General features: G+C 58.6%; 15 protein-coding genes. 3 read left to right on the top strand and 12 right to left on the bottom strand.

The window, feature by feature from the left end:
• Position 1: 1 nt before the first annotated feature.
• The 10 genes from rffA to trxA all read right to left on the bottom strand — a co-directional run bounded on the left by rffA (position 2) and on the right by trxA (position 10,759).
• Positions 2-1,132, bottom strand: coding sequence for a dTDP-4-amino-4,6-dideoxygalactose transaminase (rffA, locus tag ACJ8PE_RS21745; RefSeq protein WP_033631478.1), 1,131 nt, complete (start codon positions 1,130-1,132; stop codon positions 2-4).
• On the bottom strand, positions 1,119-1,850 hold the full coding sequence (gene rffC, locus ACJ8PE_RS21740) for a dTDP-4-amino-4,6-dideoxy-D-galactose acyltransferase (protein WP_172755643.1): 732 nt from the start codon (positions 1,848-1,850) through the stop codon (positions 1,119-1,121). Before rffC ends, rffA begins: the two co-directional genes overlap by 14 nt.
• The gene (rfbA, locus tag ACJ8PE_RS21735) at positions 1,828-2,709 is read right to left on the bottom strand and encodes a glucose-1-phosphate thymidylyltransferase RfbA (RefSeq protein WP_047025962.1); all 882 of its coding nucleotides are present in this window, start codon (positions 2,707-2,709) and stop codon (positions 1,828-1,830) included. Before rfbA ends, rffC begins: the two co-directional genes overlap by 23 nt.
• 48 nt (positions 2,710-2,757) lie before the next feature.
• On the bottom strand, positions 2,758-3,825 hold the full coding sequence (gene rffG / locus ACJ8PE_RS21730) for a dTDP-glucose 4,6-dehydratase (RefSeq protein WP_182265646.1): 1,068 nt from the start codon (positions 3,823-3,825) through the stop codon (positions 2,758-2,760).
• On the bottom strand, positions 3,822-5,084 hold the full coding sequence (wecC, locus tag ACJ8PE_RS21725; RefSeq protein WP_197792961.1) for a UDP-N-acetyl-D-mannosamine dehydrogenase: 1,263 nt from the start codon (positions 5,082-5,084) through the stop codon (positions 3,822-3,824). Before wecC ends, rffG begins: the two co-directional genes overlap by 4 nt.
• Positions 5,081-6,211, bottom strand: a complete 1,131-nt coding sequence (wecB, locus tag ACJ8PE_RS21720; RefSeq protein WP_197792962.1) for a non-hydrolyzing UDP-N-acetylglucosamine 2-epimerase — start codon at positions 6,209-6,211, stop codon at positions 5,081-5,083. Before wecB ends, wecC begins: the two co-directional genes overlap by 4 nt.
• A gap of 87 nt (positions 6,212-6,298) precedes the next feature.
• Positions 6,299-7,351, bottom strand: coding sequence for an ECA polysaccharide chain length modulation protein (gene wzzE / locus ACJ8PE_RS21715; RefSeq protein WP_117187655.1), 1,053 nt, complete (start codon positions 7,349-7,351; stop codon positions 6,299-6,301).
• Between the two features lie 27 nt (positions 7,352-7,378).
• On the bottom strand, positions 7,379-8,476 hold the full coding sequence (gene wecA / locus ACJ8PE_RS21710) for a UDP-N-acetylglucosamine--undecaprenyl-phosphate N-acetylglucosaminephosphotransferase (RefSeq protein ID WP_025160399.1): 1,098 nt from the start codon (positions 8,474-8,476) through the stop codon (positions 7,379-7,381).
• 296 nt (positions 8,477-8,772) lie between these two features.
• Positions 8,773-10,032, bottom strand: coding sequence for a transcription termination factor Rho (gene rho / locus ACJ8PE_RS21705; RefSeq protein WP_004934188.1), 1,260 nt, complete (start codon positions 10,030-10,032; stop codon positions 8,773-8,775).
• Positions 10,033-10,432: 400 nt separating this feature from the next.
• Complete coding sequence (trxA, locus tag ACJ8PE_RS21700; RefSeq protein WP_004934187.1) at positions 10,433-10,759, bottom strand: thioredoxin TrxA; 327 nt, start codon at positions 10,757-10,759, stop codon at positions 10,433-10,435.
• A 131-nt stretch (positions 10,760-10,890) separates the two neighbouring features.
• Here trxA and rhlB point away from each other — a divergent pair, with 131 nt between their 5' ends.
• Both rhlB and ppx read left to right on the top strand, forming a co-directional pair.
• A complete protein-coding gene (rhlB, locus tag ACJ8PE_RS21695; RefSeq protein ID WP_197760379.1) occupies positions 10,891-12,177 on the top strand; it encodes an ATP-dependent RNA helicase RhlB in 1,287 nt (428 codons plus the stop codon).
• Between the two features lie 5 nt (positions 12,178-12,182).
• Entirely contained in the window at positions 12,183-13,679 is a 1,497-nt protein-coding gene (gene ppx / locus ACJ8PE_RS21690; RefSeq protein WP_197792963.1) for an exopolyphosphatase, read from the top strand.
• A gap of 32 nt (positions 13,680-13,711) precedes the next feature.
• Here ppx and rep read toward each other — a convergent pair whose 3' ends face one another.
• Complete coding sequence (rep, locus tag ACJ8PE_RS21685) at positions 13,712-15,736, bottom strand: DNA helicase Rep (protein WP_033645047.1); 2,025 nt, start codon at positions 15,734-15,736, stop codon at positions 13,712-13,714.
• A gap of 109 nt (positions 15,737-15,845) precedes the next feature.
• On the opposite strand from rep, the gene ppiC reads away from it, so the two are divergent.
• Entirely contained in the window at positions 15,846-16,127 is a 282-nt protein-coding gene (gene ppiC / locus ACJ8PE_RS21680) for a peptidylprolyl isomerase PpiC (protein WP_004934175.1), read from the top strand.
• Positions 16,128-16,152: 25 nt separating this feature from the next.
• On the opposite strand, the gene ACJ8PE_RS21675 is transcribed toward ppiC, so the two are convergent.
• Positions 16,153-17,658, bottom strand: coding sequence for a M16 family metallopeptidase (locus tag ACJ8PE_RS21675; protein ID WP_033645048.1), 1,506 nt, complete (start codon positions 17,656-17,658; stop codon positions 16,153-16,155).
• Positions 17,659-17,779 lie beyond the last annotated feature (121 nt).

The following is a 17,779-nucleotide window of genomic DNA, read 5'->3' as shown; positions in this document are numbered from 1 at the left end:
ATCAGGCGAAGAAGCTCAGAATGGTATTGATTACCGTACGCTGATTGACATCGGACATATTGTAGAACAGCGGCAAGCGCACCAGACGCGCACTTTCCTGCGTGGTGTAACGGTCTTCGCCGGCAAAGCGGCCAAACTGTTCGCCGGCCGGGCAGTCATGCAGCGGGATATAGTGGAACACGGCCATGATTTCGGCTTCCTTCAGGTAGTCGATAAAGGCCGTGCGCTCTTCGATATCGCGCAGCTTGATATAGAACATGTGCGCGTTATGCACGCAGTCCGCCGGAATGCTCGGCAACTCGATACGGCCTGACCGAACCAACGGCAGGAAACTGTCGTAGTACTTCTGCCACAGCGACAGGCGGCGCTGGTTGATGCGCTCCGCCACTTCCAGCTGACCCCACAGGTAGGCGGCCTGCAGGTCAGACATCAAGTAGCTGGAGCCGATGTCGCGCCAGGTATATTTGTCGACCTGGCCACGGAAGAACTGGCTGCGGTTGGTGCCTTTCTCGCGGATGACTTCCGCCCGATCGATCAGGGCCGGATCGTTCACCAGCGTCGCACCGCCTTCGCCGCCGGCGGTATAGTTTTTGGTTTCATGGAAGCTGAAGCAGCCGATATGGCCGATGGTGCCCAATGCCTTGCCTTTATAGGTCGACATCACGCCCTGCGCGGCGTCTTCCACCACGAACAGGTTATATTTCTTCGCCAGCGCCATGATGGTATCCATCTCGCAGGCGACGCCGGCGTAGTGTACCGGCACGATCGCGCGGGTTTTATCGGTAATCGCCGCTTCGATTTTGGTTTCGTCGATGTTCATGGTGTCCGGACGCAGATCGACGAACACCACTTTGGCGCCACGCAGCACAAAGGCGTTGGCGGTTGAAACGAAGGTAAAGCTCGGCATGATCACTTCGTCGCCCGGCTGAATATCCAGCAGGATGGCGGCCATTTCCAACGACGCGGTGCAGGAAGGCGTCAACAGCACTTTCGCGCTGCCGAAATGCTGTTCCATCCACTGCTGGCAGCGACGGGTAAAACCGCCGTCGCCGCACAACTTGCCGCTGCCCATGGCAGCCTGCATATATTCCAGTTCAGTGCCAACAACCGGTGGTGCGTTAAATGGAATCATGTCTACCTCTGTATAACCAGTACGCGGTGCTTTCAATCACGGCACCCTGTCGTTGATAGAGTCGTAATGCGGCGATATTGCCTATCTGGGTCGCGACCCGCAGGTGCTGCATCCCCTGACGCCGGGATTCGGCGATCGCCGCCGCCATCAGCCTGGAACCAATCCCCCGGCCGGATGCGCCGGGGAAAGCTGCCAACAGGCCGATGCGTGTTTCCCGTTCGCCCAAATTGCGCAGGCTGACGAATCCTTCTGGGTGCCCCTGTTCGTCCAGCGCCAACAGGCACTGATGATCGAAGGTGCCCAAAACGGCCTTTTCGATCCACAAAGCATAAAACCGGCCGCTGTCATCAGGTTGATACCAGGGCGCACGAAAGCGGCTGGCGGCGAATGCCTGAGCCGCCGCGCTACGCAATGCGGGGATATCGGCCTCGGTCGCGAAGCGTATCGCCTTTACGCGGTCACCAAATTCAAGCATCGGTCTGTTATCAAGCGCCAAAACCAAATCGACCTCGCCCTCAACCAGGCGGAAGCCTAAATCGGCCAAGCCATCCGCCAAGGCCAATTGCTGTGCGGAAACTTTGGCCTGCACCAGGGCATAAGCCGCCACGTCGGCCTCAGCCAGAACCGGAGCTGAGGAGGAGAAACTGAGTTTCGCGCTGTCTAGCGCGAAAAACTCACTTTCCCATGACAAAGGCTCAATAGTGGCGTGGACGTGCATGCAGCAGATCCAGCAAATACTTGCCGTAGCCCGTTTTGGACAACGAGGTGGCGGCGCGTTTCAGCCCCTTGTCATCCAGCCAACCGTTGCGCCAGGCAATCTCTTCCAGACAGGCGATTTTAAAGCCCTGGCGTTTTTCTACCGTCTGCACGAAGCTGCTGGCTTCCAGCAGGCTGTCGTGAGTCCCGGTGTCCAACCAGGCAAAACCGCGCCCCAGCAGCTCGACGGTCAGATCACCGCGCTCCAGATACATCTGGTTGATGCTGGTAATTTCCAGCTCGCCGCGCTCGGAAGGCTTCACCTGCTTGGCAAACTCCACCACCTGGCTATCATAGAAATACAGGCCGGTCACCGCCCAATCGGATTTCGGTTTCTTCGGTTTTTCTTCGATCGACAGCGCACGGAAGTTATCGTCAAACTCCACCACGCCAAAGCGTTCAGGATCCATGACCTGATAACCGAACACGGTGGCGCCCTCGGTACGAGCCGCGACGGTTTTTAATTTTGGACTGAAAGACTGGCCGAAGAAGATGTTATCTCCCAACACCAGGCAGCAAGAATCGCCGTTGATAAACTCCTCGCCGATCAGGAACGCCTGGGCCAAGCCTTCAGGCTTAGGCTGCGCAGCGTAGCTGAGATTGACGCCAAACTGTTCGCCGTTACCCAACAAACGCTCGAAGGACGGCAGATCTTCCGGGGTCGAGATGATCAAAATATCGCGGATCCCCGCCAGCATCAGCACCGACATCGGGTAATAGATCATCGGCTTGTCGTAAATCGGCAACAGCTGTTTCGAGACGCCGCGCGTGATCGGATGCAAACGCGTGCCGGAACCGCCGGCCAGAATAATACCTTTCATACTAACTCCAAAACCCGCCGCGCCACTTCAGGGCGGCGCGGCGTTAAATTAATCTGACAACCCCAAACGCTCGCCGGCATAAGACCCGTCTTGCACCCGGCGCCACCAGGTTTCGTTAGCCAGGTACCAGGCTACCGTCTTGCGAATGCCGCTTTCGAACGTTTCCTGCGGGCGCCAGCCCAGCTCACGATCGATTTTGCCGGCGTCGATGGCGTAACGCATGTCGTGGCCCGGGCGATCCTTAACGTAAGTGATCAGATCGCGGTAGTGCGCCACGCCCTGGGGTTTGTTTGGCGCCAGTTCTTCCAGCAGGTCACAGATGGTCTGCACCACTTCGATATTCTTGCGCTCGTTATGGCCGCCGATATTGTAAGTTTCGCCCACCACGCCTTCGGTCACCACCTGATAGAGCGCACGCGCGTGATCCTCGACATACAGCCAGTCGCGCACCTGCGCGCCGTTGCCGTATACCGGCAGCGGTTTACCGGCGACGGCATTCAGGATAACCAGCGGGATCAGCTTCTCCGGGAAGTGATAAGGGCCGTAGTTGTTCGAACAGTTAGTCACGAGGGTCGGCAAACCGTAGGTGCGCAACCAGGCACGCACCAGATGATCGCTCGACGCCTTGGAGGCGGAATACGGACTGCTCGGCGCATATGGCGTGGTTTCGGTGAACAGATCGTCGGTGCCGTGCAGATCGCCGTACACTTCGTCGGTGGAGATATGATGGAAACGGAAAGCCTGCTTCTTCTCCGCCGCCAACGGCTGCCAGTAATGGCGTGCCGCTTCCAGCATCGTGTAAGTGCCAACCACGTTGGTCTCGATAAACGCCGCCGGGCCGTCGATAGAGCGATCGACGTGGCTTTCCGCCGCCAGGTGCATCACTACATCCGGTTGATACTGGGCGAATACCCGATCCAACCCGACGCGATCGCAGATGTCGATCTGCTCGAAGGCATAACGATCGCTGTCGGCCACTACCGCCAGCGACTCCAGGTTACCGGCATAGGTCAGCTTATCCACCACCACCACGCTATCGCCGGTGGCCTCGATGATGTGCCGCACAACTGCAGAACCAATAAAACCGGCACCACCGGTGACTAAGATACGTTTCAACGCCAGACTCCTTTGGTATCAATTACCCATGTTTGTTTTACATCTTCCGGCCGGATGGCCTTGAACTGCTGGTGATCGACCAACATCACGATCACATCGGCCTGCTGCAACGCTTCGGCGATTGGCGTCAACGTCACATGGCCCGCCAACGACTTCGGCAGCTGCTCGACGTTCGGTTCCACCGCCAGCGTTTCGCCGGCGTGCCATTCGGCGATCAGGTGGGCCACTTCCACCGCCGGGCTTTCACGCAGATCGTCGATATTCGGCTTGAAGGCCAAGCCGAAGCAGGCGATTGTCACCTCAGACGCACGCTTGTCGGTGGCGGCCAGGCAATCGGCCACCGCCGCTTTCACCCGGTCGACTACCCACAACGGTTTACCGTCGTTTACCAGACGCGCGGTGTGGATCAAGCGCGCCTGCTGTGGGTTCTGCGCTACGATAAACCACGGATCGACGGCGATGCAGTGGCCGCCGACGCCTGGGCCAGGCTGCAGAATGTTCACCCGCGGGTGACGGTTCGCCAGGCGAATCAGTTCCCAGACGTTGATCCCTTGTTCGGCGCAAATCAGCGACAGTTCGTTAGCAAAGGCGATGTTCACATCACGGAAGCTGTTTTCCGTCAGCTTGCACATCTCGGCAGTGCGTGAGTTGGTGACCACGCATTCCCCCTCGAGGAAAATCTTGTACAGTTCGCTGGCGCGCGCCGAGCACTTCGGCGTCATGCCGCCGATCACGCGATCGTTTTGAATCAGCTCTACCATCACCTGCCCCGGCAACACGCGCTCCGGGCAATAGGCGATATTCACGTCCGCCGCTTCGCCCGCTTGTTGCGGGAAGCTGAGATCGCTGCGCGCCTGCGCCAACCATGCCGCCATCTGTTCAGTGGCGCCCACCGGCGAGGTGGACTCAAGGATCACCAGATCGCCTTTTTTCAGCACCGGCGCCAGCGATTTCGCCGCCGCCTCGACATAGGCCAGATCCGGCTCATGGTCGCCCTTGAACGGCGTAGGCACCGCGATCAGGAACGCATCGGCCGCCAGCGGTTTGGTCACCGCCTGCAGGAAACCGCCGTCGACGGCATCCTTGACCACTTTATCCAGATCCGGTTCGACGATGTGGATAGCACCGCGATTAATGGTATCTACCGCATGTTGGTTAACATCTACGCCCACCACTTTTTTCTTGCGGGAAGCAAACGCCGCCGCCGTTGGCAAGCCGATATAACCCAGGCCGATAACCGAAATAGTGTCAAAACTCATAGTGTCACCTGATGATTCTTTAAAGCTTCGAGGATACGCTGACAGGCATGCCCGTCGCCGTATGGGTTGTGCGCCCGGCTCATCGCGTGATATTCGCTTTCGTCCGTCAGCAGCCGGGTCACCGCTTCAACAATTTTGGCCACATCGGTGCCGACCAGGCGCACCGTGCCCGCATCTACCGCCTCCGGGCGCTCGGTGGTGTCGCGCATCACCAGCACCGGCTTGCCTAACGAGGGCGCCTCTTCCTGAATGCCGCCGGAGTCGGTGAGGATCATGTAAGCGTGGGTCATCAGATAGACAAACGGCAAATAATCCTGCGGCTCGATCAGCATGACGTTGTCGATGCCTTTCAAAATGCGATTCACCGGCTCGCTGACATTCGGATTGAGATGCACCGGGTACACCACCTGCACTTCCGGGTGGCTGCGGGCGATCTCCGCCAGCGCGCTGCAAATCCGCTCAAAACCACCGCCAAAGCTTTCCCGGCGATGGCCGGTGACCAGAATCAGTTTTTTGTCGACATCGAGGAACGGGTAACGCTGCGCCAGGCTGGCGCGCAGCGCAGCATCGCTCATCACACGATCGCGCACCCAGAACAACGCGTCGATCACCGTATTGCCGGTCACGAAAATGCGGTTGTCCGGCAGCAGCTCGCGCAGCAGATTTTGGCGCGAGTTCTCGGTCGGCGCGAAGTGGTACATCGCCAGATGGCCGGTCAGTTTGCGGTTGGCCTCTTCCGGCCAGGGAGAATACAGATTGCCGGTACGCAGCCCGGCTTCGACATGCCCAACGGGGATGCGTTGATAGAACGCCGCCAGACTGGTCGCCAGCGTGGTGGTGGTATCGCCGTGCACCAGCACCACGTCCGGTTTGAAGTCTTCCAGCACCCCTTTCAGCCCTTCCAGGATGCGACAGGTGATTTCCGTTAGCCCCTGGCCGGGTTTCATGATGTTCAGGTCGTAATCCGGCGTGATCTCGAACAACCGCAATACCTGATCCAACATCTCACGATGCTGTGCCGTTACGCAGACTCTTGCTTCAAAGGCCTCATCCTGGGCCAGTGCATGTACCAGCGGCGCCATTTTAATGGCTTCAGGTCTGGTGCCGAAAACAGTCAACACTTTCACAGCGAATCTCTTTTGGTCGGTTAATCGCAGGCCCCGCCTGCGAATGGGGCGCTCACGCGCCCTGCATCAGATTATTATATTATTTTTTTAACTACGCGGCCGACGCGCCAAGGCCACACCGGCGCCAACCAACGCGCCCATCGCGCCCCACAAAATCAGCCAGAAGACCCGGCGTGGGCTGTCGCGTTTTACCGGCTCTTCCGGCGTGCGCAAATAGCGATAGGTCTGGAACTTCTCATCCAACGTCGGGCCAACGTTCAGCGTCGCCAGCATTGCGCGGTTCTGATCGTAATCCAGATCGTAGGTCGGGCCGGAGGCCTGCAGGCCTTCCAGACGCGCCTGCAGCATTGGCCGGCCCAGCAAGAACAGATCCGAATCCGGCAACTGTTCGGCCGGAGTGTCGGTTTGCGTACGGCTGATCCCCTGGCTCTCGGCAATTTTCAACGCCTGTTGCGTGGTGTTCAGCTCGCGCTTGTAAACCGACTCCGCGACCGCTTCCTGACGCTTGACCTGTGCTTTCATCGAGGTGGTGCGAGCGGCCCACGCGCCCTGGATCTCTTCGTTCAGGTGCAGGGCTGCGCGGTGGCTGGCGAAGGCCACGTATTGGCGCAGCAGGCGGTTGGCGTCCGCGGCGGTTTCCGCCGTCAGCTTCACGCCGTCGTTCGGGACTTTTTTGTCGTCGCGCGGCGTGAACAGGATGTTATTGATCAGCTCGTCGAGCAATGCCGCATCGGCACGGGCATCCCCTTCCTGACGCTGTTTGTAGTAATCGCTCTGCAGCCAGAAATCGCGACGCGTGTCGTAAGCCGCCAGCTGCATGATGAACTCATTGTACGCTTCATCCGCGATGCTCGGCTGATCGCCGGCCGCCGCCGGCAGCGTGCGCACATCCAGATTGCGCAGGAACTGCTGCTGGGAGTAATAACCGCCCAGCGCATTCACCGTCGGCCTGTCGGTGATCGCGGTGGCGCTCCACTCTTGCTTAACCAGGTAAGAAACGATCAGCGCGACCGCCGCGAACAGCACCGCAATGCCGATAATCCACGGTTTGCCGCGCCACAGGGTGCAGCACAGGCCGCGGATGTCGAGTTCGTTATCCACCGCCGGGGTATGCTTGTCAGACGTTGTTTCTGGATTCATCACAGCCAAAAAGCCTCTGGTCTCTGGTTAAGGTACTTGCTTGTTATCGCCCGAACGCCGCAGCCGGCGCTTGATACGCTTAATGTACCGCGCAACCCGCCAGGCGCGCTTGATGCAGTAACCGTACAGGAAGAAGGCAAGCAAAAATAATGCCAACATAACCCACTCAGGGATAAAAGTCAGGCGTTCGCCGATCACGCCCACCGCAGCCAGTAACGCGGCCGCCAGGGTGATCAGCACGAAAGCCTGCCGCGGCGTAAAGCCGGCGCGCATGATCAGGTGGTGAATATGTTGACGATCGGGAGAGAAGGGGCTCATCCCCTTGCGTAAACGACGATACATGATTGCTATCATGTCCATCAGCGGAATAGCGATGATCCACAGCGCGGTCACCGGGTTGATCGAGTGCGCCTTTCCCTGTGAACTTTGCAGCAGCAGCCAAATGGCGGTAAAGCCGATCAGGGTGCTGCCGGCATCCCCCATAAACACCTTATAACGGCGGCCGAGGATGCCGAGATTGAGCAAAATATAGGGAACGATAGTGGCGATCATCGCAAAGCACCAGAACGCCAGCTCATGATGGCCGCTCAGGTACAGCAGCAGGCCCAGCGCCCCGAAGGAGACGCACGACAAACCGCCCAGCAGACCATCGATGCCGTCGACCATATTGAAAGCGTTGATCGCCGCCCATACCGCGAACAGCGTCACCAGATAGCCGAACGGCCCCAGCAGCATCTCCCAATCACCCAGCACATGGCCGAAGCTGCGCAGATACAGACCGGCGAACACCATCATGGCGATGCCGACCAGCGCCTGCACCAGGGCGCGAATTTTAACGCTGATATCGAAACGATCGTCGAGCGCCCCCACAAACACCAGAATACCGGCGCAGGTGAGATAAAGCTTGGCGTGTGCGATGGGTTGTTCAGAGATCCAAAACGCGAAGCACAACCCGGCATAAACGGAAATACCGCCGACCAGAGGAATCAGCCCCTGATGGCGTTTGCGATAATTGGGTTTATCTACCAGACCAATACGTTTTGCCGCCTTGCGGGCAACAAAGAGAAAAGCCAAAGAAAACAGGAAAACAAATAGAATTTCAGTACTCATAGTGAGTAAGTTCACAGTTAACAGATCTCTGTAGAAGATAAGGCAGCTTACCACGGGCTAAGGCTTGTGCCATCGGCCCCCGCTACCTTTCGGTCATTTCCTATGACAACGGTGATTCATGCCTATTTTCTTCGCATCGACTGACAAAATGACAGCAGCAAAGCCGACCGGCGCGAAACCGACCGACAAACAAGATGAATTCTCAATAAGTCGAGGAAACAACTTACTTTTCCATTACTGCTACTTATCGTATCCGCCAAAAGCGAAAAACGCCACGACTAGGCGTGGCGTTCAGCGAAATTTTTAACGAATTATGAGCGTTTCATCATATCGAAGAATTCATCGTTGGTTTTAGTCATCGCCAACTTATTAATGAGGAACTCCATCGCGTCGATTTCACCCATCGGATGAATGATTTTGCGCAGGATCCACATTTTTTGCAGCTCTTCAGAGGTGGTGAGCAGCTCTTCTTTACGGGTACCGGAGCGGTTGTAATCGATAGCCGGGAATACGCGTTTCTCGGCGATTTTACGCGCCAGATGCAATTCCATGTTGCCGGTACCTTTAAATTCTTCGTAGATCACTTCGTCCATCTTCGAACCGGTATCAACCAGCGCGGTCGCGATGATGGTCAGGCTGCCGCCCTCTTCCACGTTACGCGCCGCACCGAAGAAGCGCTTCGGACGATGCAGGGCGTTGGCGTCCACACCACCGGTCAGCACCTTGCCCGAGGCCGGCACCACGGTGTTGTAGGCGCGCGCCAGACGGGTGATGGAGTCGAGCAGAATGATCACGTCTTTCTTGTGCTCAACCAGGCGCTTGGCCTTCTCGATCACCATTTCGGCCACTTGCACGTGACGCGAAGCCGGCTCGTCGAAGGTCGATGCGATCACTTCGCCTTTCACCAGGCGCTGCATCTCGGTCACTTCTTCCGGACGTTCGTCGATCAGCAGCACCATCAGCACGCAGTCTGGGTGGTTGTAGGCGATGCTCTGCGCGATGTTCTGCAGCAGCATGGTTTTACCGGCTTTCGGCGGTGCCACGATCAGGCCACGCTGGCCGCGGCCAATTGGCGCCGCCAGATCCAGTACGCGCGCCGTCAAGTCTTCGGTCGAGCCGTTGCCGCGCTCCATCCGCAGACGGGAATTGGCGTGCAGCGGCGTCAAGTTCTCGAACAGGATCTTGCTGCGGGCGTTTTCCGGCTTGTCGTAGTTGACTTCGTTGACTTTCAGCAGGGCAAAATAGCGCTCGCCTTCTTTTGGCGGACGAATCTTACCGGAAATGGTGTCACCTGTGCGGAGGTTGAAGCGGCGGATTTGGCTAGGGGATACGTAGATGTCGTCGGGACCGGCGAGGTAGGAACTGTCTCCAGAGCGGAGGAAACCGAATCCATCCTGCAATATCTCGAGCACGCCGTCGCCGAAGATATCTTCTCCGCTTTTCGCATGTTGCTTCAGAATGGAGAAGATGATGTCCTGCTTGCGCATGCGGGCAAGGTTTTCCAGCCCCATATTTTCGCCGAGAGTAATCAGCTCAGAAACCGGCGTATTCTTTAATTCGGTAAGATTCATAGTGGTGGGTTCTTAAACTCGGGGTATGTCTCGAACTTGTATCGTGAATGGTATGGCAGCGAGATGCGTGCCTGTTTACTGGACGTTCGATCACCGGGCGCAGAGCCGTCGCGGTAAGAAATGGCTTACATCGGGCGCACGCATTGACGGTTGAAGATCGAAGGTACCTTAAAAATGATTTTTGCAAAACCGTTTGATTGCCAAAACACGGGTTGAGCTCAGTTTACTTTCAACGCCGGTGGTTCGACACAGAGTATAGCTTTAGATTCAAACTCTTTAGATTTAAAACTTCGGGCAAGTTCTATATGCAGTGTGGTTAAACTTAACACGCTTCTTGGCAGGCGTCTAGCGGTGAATTGAACATCACCGCCAGGCGCCTGATACTGGGCTTCCCGCCCGATTACAGATTCGCGTTCAGGAAATCTTTGAGCTGACCTTTGGACAACGCGCCAACCTTGGTCGCGGCCACTTCACCGTTCTTGAACAGCAACAGCGTAGGGATGCCACGGATACCGTACTTAGGCGCGGTAGCCGGGTTCTGATCGATATTCAGCTTGGTGATGGTCAGTTTGCCTTCGAACTCTTCGGCAATCTCATCCAGAATCGGAGCAATCATCTTGCACGGCCCACACCATTCAGCCCAGAAATCGACCAGGATCGGCCCTTCAGCTTTCAGCACGTCAGCTTCGAAGCTGCTGTCAGTCAGGTGAATAATTTTATCGCTCATGTTCTACTCCACAGGATTATGTCTACCTTGTTGGTGTAGCATTAACCAACTCAAGGTGATTTTATTGCACCGCGTTTATTTCAACGGATGTGCTTTCGTAAAGCAATAGTTAGCTGATATTCTACCACACTATGAGCAAAACACACTTGACCGAACAGAAGTTTTCCGACTTCGCCCTGCACCCGTTAGTCCTTGAAGCCCTTGAGAAAAAAGGGTTTCACAATTGCACGCCCATCCAGGCGTTAGCATTGCCGCTCACGCTCTCCGGGCGTGACGTTGCAGGTCAGGCGCAAACCGGTACCGGAAAGACGCTGGCGTTTTTGGCGTCTACTTTTCACTATTTGCTGACCCACCCGGCGAAACAGGATCGCCAGACCAATCAGCCGCGCGCCTTGATCATGGCGCCTACGCGTGAACTGGCGGTGCAAATCCACTCCGATGCGGAAGCCCTCTCCCAGAGCACCGGCCTGAAGCTGGGCCTGGCCTACGGCGGCGACGGCTACGACAAACAGCTGAAAGTGCTGGAAAGCGGCGTGGACATTCTGATTGGCACCACCGGCCGTTTAATCGATTACACCAAGCAGAACTATGTCGATCTCGGCGCGATGCAGGTCGTCGTGCTGGATGAGGCCGATCGCATGTACGATCTCGGCTTTATCAAAGACATCCGCTGGCTGTTCCGCCGCATGCCTGCGGCCAATCAACGCCTGAACATGCTGTTCTCCGCCACGCTGTCCTATCGCGTACGCGAACTGGCCTTCGAGCAGATGAACAACGCCGAATATGTTGAAGTGGAACCGGAACAGAAAACCGGCCACCGCATTAAAGAAGAGCTGTTCTACCCGTCCAACGAAGAAAAAATGCGTCTGCTGCAGACGCTGATCGAAGAAGAGTGGCCGGATCGCGCCATCATCTTCGCCAACACCAAGCACCGCTGCGAAGACATCTGGGGCCACCTGGCCGCCGACGGTCACCGCGTCGGCCTGCTGACCGGCGACGTGGCGCAGAAAAAACGCCTGCGCATCCTCGACGACTTCACCAAGGGCAATCTGGATATCCTGGTCGCCACCGACGTCGCCGCGCGCGGTCTGCACATTCCCGCCGTCACGCACGTCTTCAACTACGATCTGCCTGACGACTGCGAAGACTACGTACACCGCATCGGCCGTACCGGCCGAGCAGGCGCCAGCGGCCACTCCATCAGCCTGGCTTGTGAAGAGTACGCGCTCAACCTGCCGGCGATCGAGACCTATATCGATCACAGCATTCCGGTGAGCAAGTACAACAGCGATGCGCTGCTGACCGATCTGCCGGCACCGAAGCGCCTGTCGCGTCCGCGCGGCGGCAACGGCCCACGCCGCAACTCCGCGCCACGTCGCGGCGGCGCGCCGCGCAGCAACCGTAAACGCTCGAGCTGATCGCCATGCTCAGCTCCAGCACGCTTTATGCTGCCATCGATCTCGGCTCCAACAGCTTCCATATGTTGGTGGTGCGCGAGGTGGCCGGCAGCATTCAGACTCTGGCGCGGATAAAGCGCAAGGTGCGCCTGGCGGCCGGGCTGGATCAGCACAATCACCTGTCGCATGAGGCCATGCAACGCGGCTGGCAGTGCCTGCGGCTGTTCTCCGAACGCCTGCAGGACATCCCGCGCGAGCAGATCCGCGTCGTCGCCACCGCCACCTTGCGTCTGGCGTCCAACGCCGATGAGTTCCTGCAGGCCGCCGAGCAAATCCTCGGCTGCCCGGTGCAGGTCATCAGCGGCGAAGAAGAAGCGCGGCTGATTTATCATGGCGTCGCGCACACCACCGGCGGGCCGGATCGGCGGCTGGTCGTCGATATCGGCGGCGGCAGCACCGAACTGGTCACCGGCACCGGCGCACAGGCATCGCAGCTGTACAGCCTGTCGATGGGCTGCGTCACCTGGCTGGAGCGCTACTTCAGCGATCGCAACCTCGGGCAAGAAAACTTCGAGCGCGCCGAACAGGCCGCGCGCGAAATGGTGCGGCCGATCGCGCCGCAGCTGCGCCAGCACGGTTGGCAAATCTGCGTCGGCGCTTCCGGCACCGTCCAAGCGCTGCAGGAAATCATGGTGGCGCAAGGCATGGATGAACGCATCACCCTGCCCAAGCTGCGCCAGTTGAAACAGCGGGCCATTCAGTGCGGCAAGCTGGAAGAGCTGGAGATCGAAGGGTTGACGCTGGAACGCGCGCTGGTCTTCCCGAGCGGCCTGTCCATTCTGCTGGCCATCTTCCAGGAGCTGGGCATCGAAAGCATGATGCTGGCCGGCGGGGCGCTGCGTGAAGGCCTGGTTTACGGCATGCTGCATCTGCCGGTGGAGCAGGATATTCGCATCCGCACCATCCGCAACCTGCAGCGTCGCTACCTGATCGACACCGAGCAGGCCGAGCGCGTCAGCCAGCTCGCCGCCAACTTCTCGCAGCAGGTCGCCAACGAGTGGCAGTTGGATGCGCGATGTCGCGAGCTGTTGCACAGCGCCAGCCTGATCCACGAACTCGGCCTCAGCGTCGATTTCAAGCAGGCGCCGCAACACGCCGCCTACCTGATCCGCCACCTGGACTTACCCGGCTTTACCCCCGCGCAGAAAAAACTGCTGGCCACCCTGCTGCAAAACCAGAGCAACACCCTCGACCTGTCGCTGTTGAACCAGCAAAACGCCCTGCCGCCGCGCACCGCGCAGCGTCTGTGCCGCATTTTGCGCCTGGCGATCATCTTCGCCAGCCGCCGCCGCGACGACACGCTACCGGCGGTGCGTTTACGCGCCAATCAGGACGATGACCTGACGGTGATCTTGCCGCCGGGTTGGCTGGAGCAGCATCCGCTGCGCGCCGAGGCGCTGGAGCAGGAAAGCCACTGGCAGAGCTACGTCCACTGGACGCTGCGGTTGGAAGAACAACGTTGAAATGACAAGGGCGCGATGAGCGCCCTTGCTTTTTAATTCCCGCCTTTGGCCTTGGCCAGCTGGGCGCGGATATTGGCCAGATGGCTCTGCCCCTTCTGCATCCGCTCCTGCGGGCTCACCACTTTGCGCTCGGTTTCCCACGCCAAATCGTCCTGCGGCAGCTCCAGCAGGAATCGGCTCGGCTCCGGCCGCACCAACTCACCGTACTGACGGCGTTCGCGGCACAGGGTGAAGATCAGCTCTTTTTGCGCGCGGGTGATCCCCACATAGGCCAGACGCCGCTCTTCATCGACATTGTCTTCGTCGATGCTGCTCTGGTGCGGCAGCAGCCCCTCTTCCATGCCCACCAGGAACACGTAGGGGAACTCCAACCCTTTGGAAGCGTGCAGCGTCATCAGCTGCACCTGATCCAGCTCCTCTTCGCTTTCACCGCGCTCCATCATGTCGCGCAGGGTGAAACGCGTCACGACCTGGGTCAGCGTCATCGGCTCGTCCAAATCGTTGCCTTCCAGCATCTCCGTCATCCAACCGAACAGCGTATTGACGTTCTTCATCCGCATTTCGGCGGCCTTCGGGCTGGTCGAGGTTTCAAACAGCCAGCTTTCATAATCCACGCCGCGGATCAGATCGCGCACCGCCGCCACAGGCTCACGCTCCGCCTGTTGGGCGATGCCGCCCAGCCAGTGGGTGAAGCGTTGGAGCGATTCCAGCCCGCGCCCGGTCAAGTGCTGGCTCAGCCCCAGATCGAAACTGGCGTGGAATAAACTCTTGTTGCGCTGGTTGGCCCATTCGCCGAGCTTCTGCAGCGTCGCCGGACCGATCTCGCGCTTGGGGGTATTGACGATGCGCAGGAAGGCGCTGTCGTCGTCCGGGTTGGTCAGCACCCGCAGGTAGGCCAGCAGATCCTTGATCTCGGGGCGAGAGAAGAACGACGTGCCGCCGGAAATCTTGTACGGGATGCGGTTCTGCATCAGCATCTTTTCAAACACCCGCGACTGGTGGTTGCCACGGTAGAGAATCGCATAGTCGCCGTAGTTGGTTTTTTTCACGAAGTGGTGGGCGATCAGTTCCCCCACCACGCGCTCGGCTTCGTGATCCTCGTTGTTGGCGGTCACCACCTTCAGCTCTTCGCCATACCCCAGCTCGGAAAACAGCCGTTTTTCAAACACGTGCGGGTTATTGGCGATCAGGATATTGGCCGCCTTTAAAATGCGCTCGCTGGAACGGTAGTTTTGCTCCAGCTTGATCACCTGCAGCGCCGGGAAATCTTCCTTCAGCAGCACCAGGTTCTGCGGCCGCGCGCCGCGCCAGGAGTAAATCGACTGGTCGTCGTCGCCCACCACGGTAAAGCGCGCGCGATGGCCCACCAACAGCTTCACCAGCTCGTATTGGCTGGTGTTGGTATCCTGATACTCATCCACCAGCAGATAGCGGATGCGCTGCTGCCAGCGTTCACGCACCTCTTCGTTGCGTTGCAGCAGCAGCGTCGGCAACAGGATCAAATCGTCGAAGTCCAGTACGTTGCACGCCCGCATATGGGCGTGGTAAAGACCGTAGCAATGGGCGAACAGCTTGTCGCGCTCCGAGCGCGCCAACTCTGCCGCCCGCTGGGGATCGATCAGGTCGTTTTTCCAGTTGGAGATGGTCGAAATCAGCTGCGCCACCAGCGTCTTATCGCTTTCCAACCACTTTTCGGTCAGCTCTTTCAGCAATGCCAGCTGATCCTGGTCGTCGAACAGCGAGAAGTTGGACTTCATGCCCAGCGCCACATATTCCCGCTTGATGATCTCCAGCCCCAGGGTGTGGAAGGTGGAAATCATCAGCCCACGCGCCTCTTTGCGTCCCAGGGTTTGCGACACGCGCTCTTTCATCTCGCGCGCGGCTTTGTTGGTAAAAGTCACGGCGGCGATGTGCCGCGCCTGATAGCCGCAGTGGTGGATCAGGTGGGCTATCTTGTTGGTGATAACGCGCGTCTTGCCGGAACCGGCACCGGCCAACACCAGGCAGGGCCCGGTAACGAATTCGACGGCTTGTTGTTGGCTGGGGTTTAATCGCATGGCGCTGACTTGCTCGACTGTAAAACGTGGAAGGGAATTGTAGCAGAAAGCGCCGATGAGATTTAGCGGGTATAATCAGCGCAATTTTCGCATCGACAAAGGCAATACCATGGCAAAAACGGCGTGCGCCCTGCACATTCTGGTAGACAATGAAAAGCTGGCCAACGAGCTGCTGGCCAAGCTTAAGCGCGGCGTCAGCTTCGACACGCTGGCGCGCAAATACTCGAGCTGCCCGTCAAAACGCAACGGCGGCTCGCTGGGCGAATTCAACAAAGGCGCAATGGTGCCTGCGTTCGATAAAGCGGTGTTCAGCATCCCGCTGCTCAAACCTTACGGCCCGGTCAAAACCCAGTTCGGTTACCATATCATCAAGGTGCTGTACCGCAACTGAGGGGGCCTGAGCCCCCTGCCACGAATTACTGCGCGCCAGCGGCGTCCGTCGCCGGCGAAGCGACTGCGGTGTCCGCCGGTTTGGCTTCTTCCGTCACCACCGCCGGCGGCGGCATCATGATGCCGTTATAGGTATCCTGCAGCTGCTTCATGCTCATTTCCGGCTCGCCCTTCGGCTGCATCAGCACCAACGTCGCGTCCTGAGACAACTGCAGCTTCAGCGCCTGATTCAGTGTCTCCAGCGTCAGGCTGGACAGGAACTCCTGGCGCAGCTTCTGGTACAGCTCCGGCGCGATATCCACCACCCCGCTCTGCTGCGACCGCAGACGCTGGCTCATCAGCACGTCGGTGTCGGTACGGGCGTAGGTCGCGAACAGCTTGCTCAGCTGATCGTTTTTCTGCGCCAGCAGCGCATCGAATTCCTCTTTCGACAGGCCGTTGTCACGCACGTTGGCCAGTTCGCGGGCAATGAAGCCCAGGCTGCCGTTCAGATTGTTGTTCGGCGTATCCAGGTGGATGGCGCACTGCCCGCGCTGGTACTGCACGCGGCAGTCAAAGCCCAAATGCAGGTTTTTCTGGTCGCTTTTTTCCAGCGTCTGCTGGAGGTGCCAGAACAACGCCTCGCGGGCGAGATCGCCACGCCAGTAGCGCAGCAGGCTTTGCGAATCGCGAATCGGGTGCCACGGCGAATCCCACATGATCGACAGCGTATCCTGCTTCACCTGCTCGCTGATCAGGCTCACCGGCTGCTGCGGCAGCGGCGTCAGGGTCGGCATCGGAGCCGGGGTTTCACGTTTGCCCTGCAGCGGCGAGAAAGCCTTGTTGATCTGCTCGCCCAGGCTGCGGCTGTCAACCTTGCCGACCACGAACAGCGTCATGGCGTCCGGTGTGTACCACTGCTGATAGAATTTCTTCAACTGCTCAAGGTTGACCGGCCGTTTCGCCGGCTGCGCCGGATCGTGCGCCAGCAGCGTCGAGCCTTTCAGGCGGTAACGCCACCAGGCGTCTTTGGTATTGGGTGGGAAAGTGCCGACCGGATTGATGCTGGAATTCATCACCGCGTGCACCGTGTGCTCGTCGATCGCCAGTTTGCCGGTCGTGTCCGCCAGCCAGGCCAGCGCTTCTTTCAGCAGATCGGGCCGGTTGTTCGGCAAGCTGAGGTTATACATGGTGAAATCGTACGAGATGATAGCCGGCGGCAGCGGCCGCTCGTTATCTACGCTCTGCTGCCACAGCGCCCGCAGCTGCGGCGCCGTGAAGCTTTCGCTGCGCGTCAACGCCAGCCGCGGCAGCAGGTGGGCAAAGCCGGTCTGCTGCGAAGACTCCACCAAAGAGCCGGTATTGACGATCAGCCGCAGTTCCACGCGGTCGCTCGGCCGCTGCGGCGTATCGAGAATCTGCCATGAAAACCCGTTGGCCAGCGCCCCCTGCTGCCAGGCAGGATCGGGTTGTAGTGCTTCAGCCTGCACGCTGCCACTGGCTGCCGCCAGTAGCAGCCCACCAACTATAAGATGAATTCTGGTGCCCTGCATGTGAACCCCTACTTAATGACTATCCAATTTCTTATGCAAATGCGTGTATTCCATTCAATGGAATCATAAAAATACGCCCTGAGTTTCACGGTGGGGCGGAAAGCAGAAAGTGTACCATCGT

This window comes from Serratia sp. CY74737 (genome assembly GCF_052166775.1).
Classification (GTDB): Bacteria; Pseudomonadota; Gammaproteobacteria; order Enterobacterales; family Enterobacteriaceae; genus Serratia; species Serratia ureilytica.
The sequence above is the reverse complement of the archived record's forward strand: the minus strand, read 5'-3'. Positions and strand labels throughout refer to the sequence as shown.

Bases quoted from the DNA above. Each gene is read 5' to 3' on its own strand.
- rffA (WP_033631478.1), bottom strand. From the start codon at position 1,132: ATGATTCCATTTAACGCACCACCGGTTGTTGGCACTGAACTGGAATAT.
- rffC (WP_172755643.1), bottom strand. From the start codon at position 1,850: ATGCACGTCCACGCCACTATTGAGCCTTTGTCATGGGAAAGTGAGTTT.
- rfbA (WP_047025962.1), bottom strand. From the start codon at position 2,709: ATGAAAGGTATTATTCTGGCCGGCGGTTCCGGCACGCGTTTGCATCCG.
- wecC (WP_197792961.1), bottom strand. From the start codon at position 5,084: ATGAGTTTTGACACTATTTCGGTTATCGGCCTGGGTTATATCGGCTTG.
- wzzE (WP_117187655.1), bottom strand. From the start codon at position 7,351: ATGAATCCAGAAACAACGTCTGACAAGCATACCCCGGCGGTGGATAAC.
- rho (WP_004934188.1), bottom strand. From the start codon at position 10,032: ATGAATCTTACCGAATTAAAGAATACGCCGGTTTCTGAGCTGATTACT.
- trxA (WP_004934187.1), bottom strand. From the start codon at position 10,759: ATGAGCGATAAAATTATTCACCTGACTGACAGCAGCTTCGAAGCTGAC.
- rhlB (WP_197760379.1), top strand. From the start codon at position 10,891: ATGAGCAAAACACACTTGACCGAACAGAAGTTTTCCGACTTCGCCCTG.
- ppx (WP_197792963.1), top strand. From the start codon at position 12,183: ATGCTCAGCTCCAGCACGCTTTATGCTGCCATCGATCTCGGCTCCAAC.
- rep (WP_033645047.1), bottom strand. From the start codon at position 15,736: ATGCGATTAAACCCCAGCCAACAACAAGCCGTCGAATTCGTTACCGGG.
- ppiC (WP_004934175.1), top strand. From the start codon at position 15,846: ATGGCAAAAACGGCGTGCGCCCTGCACATTCTGGTAGACAATGAAAAG.
- ACJ8PE_RS21675 (WP_033645048.1), bottom strand. From the start codon at position 17,658: ATGCAGGGCACCAGAATTCATCTTATAGTTGGTGGGCTGCTACTGGCG.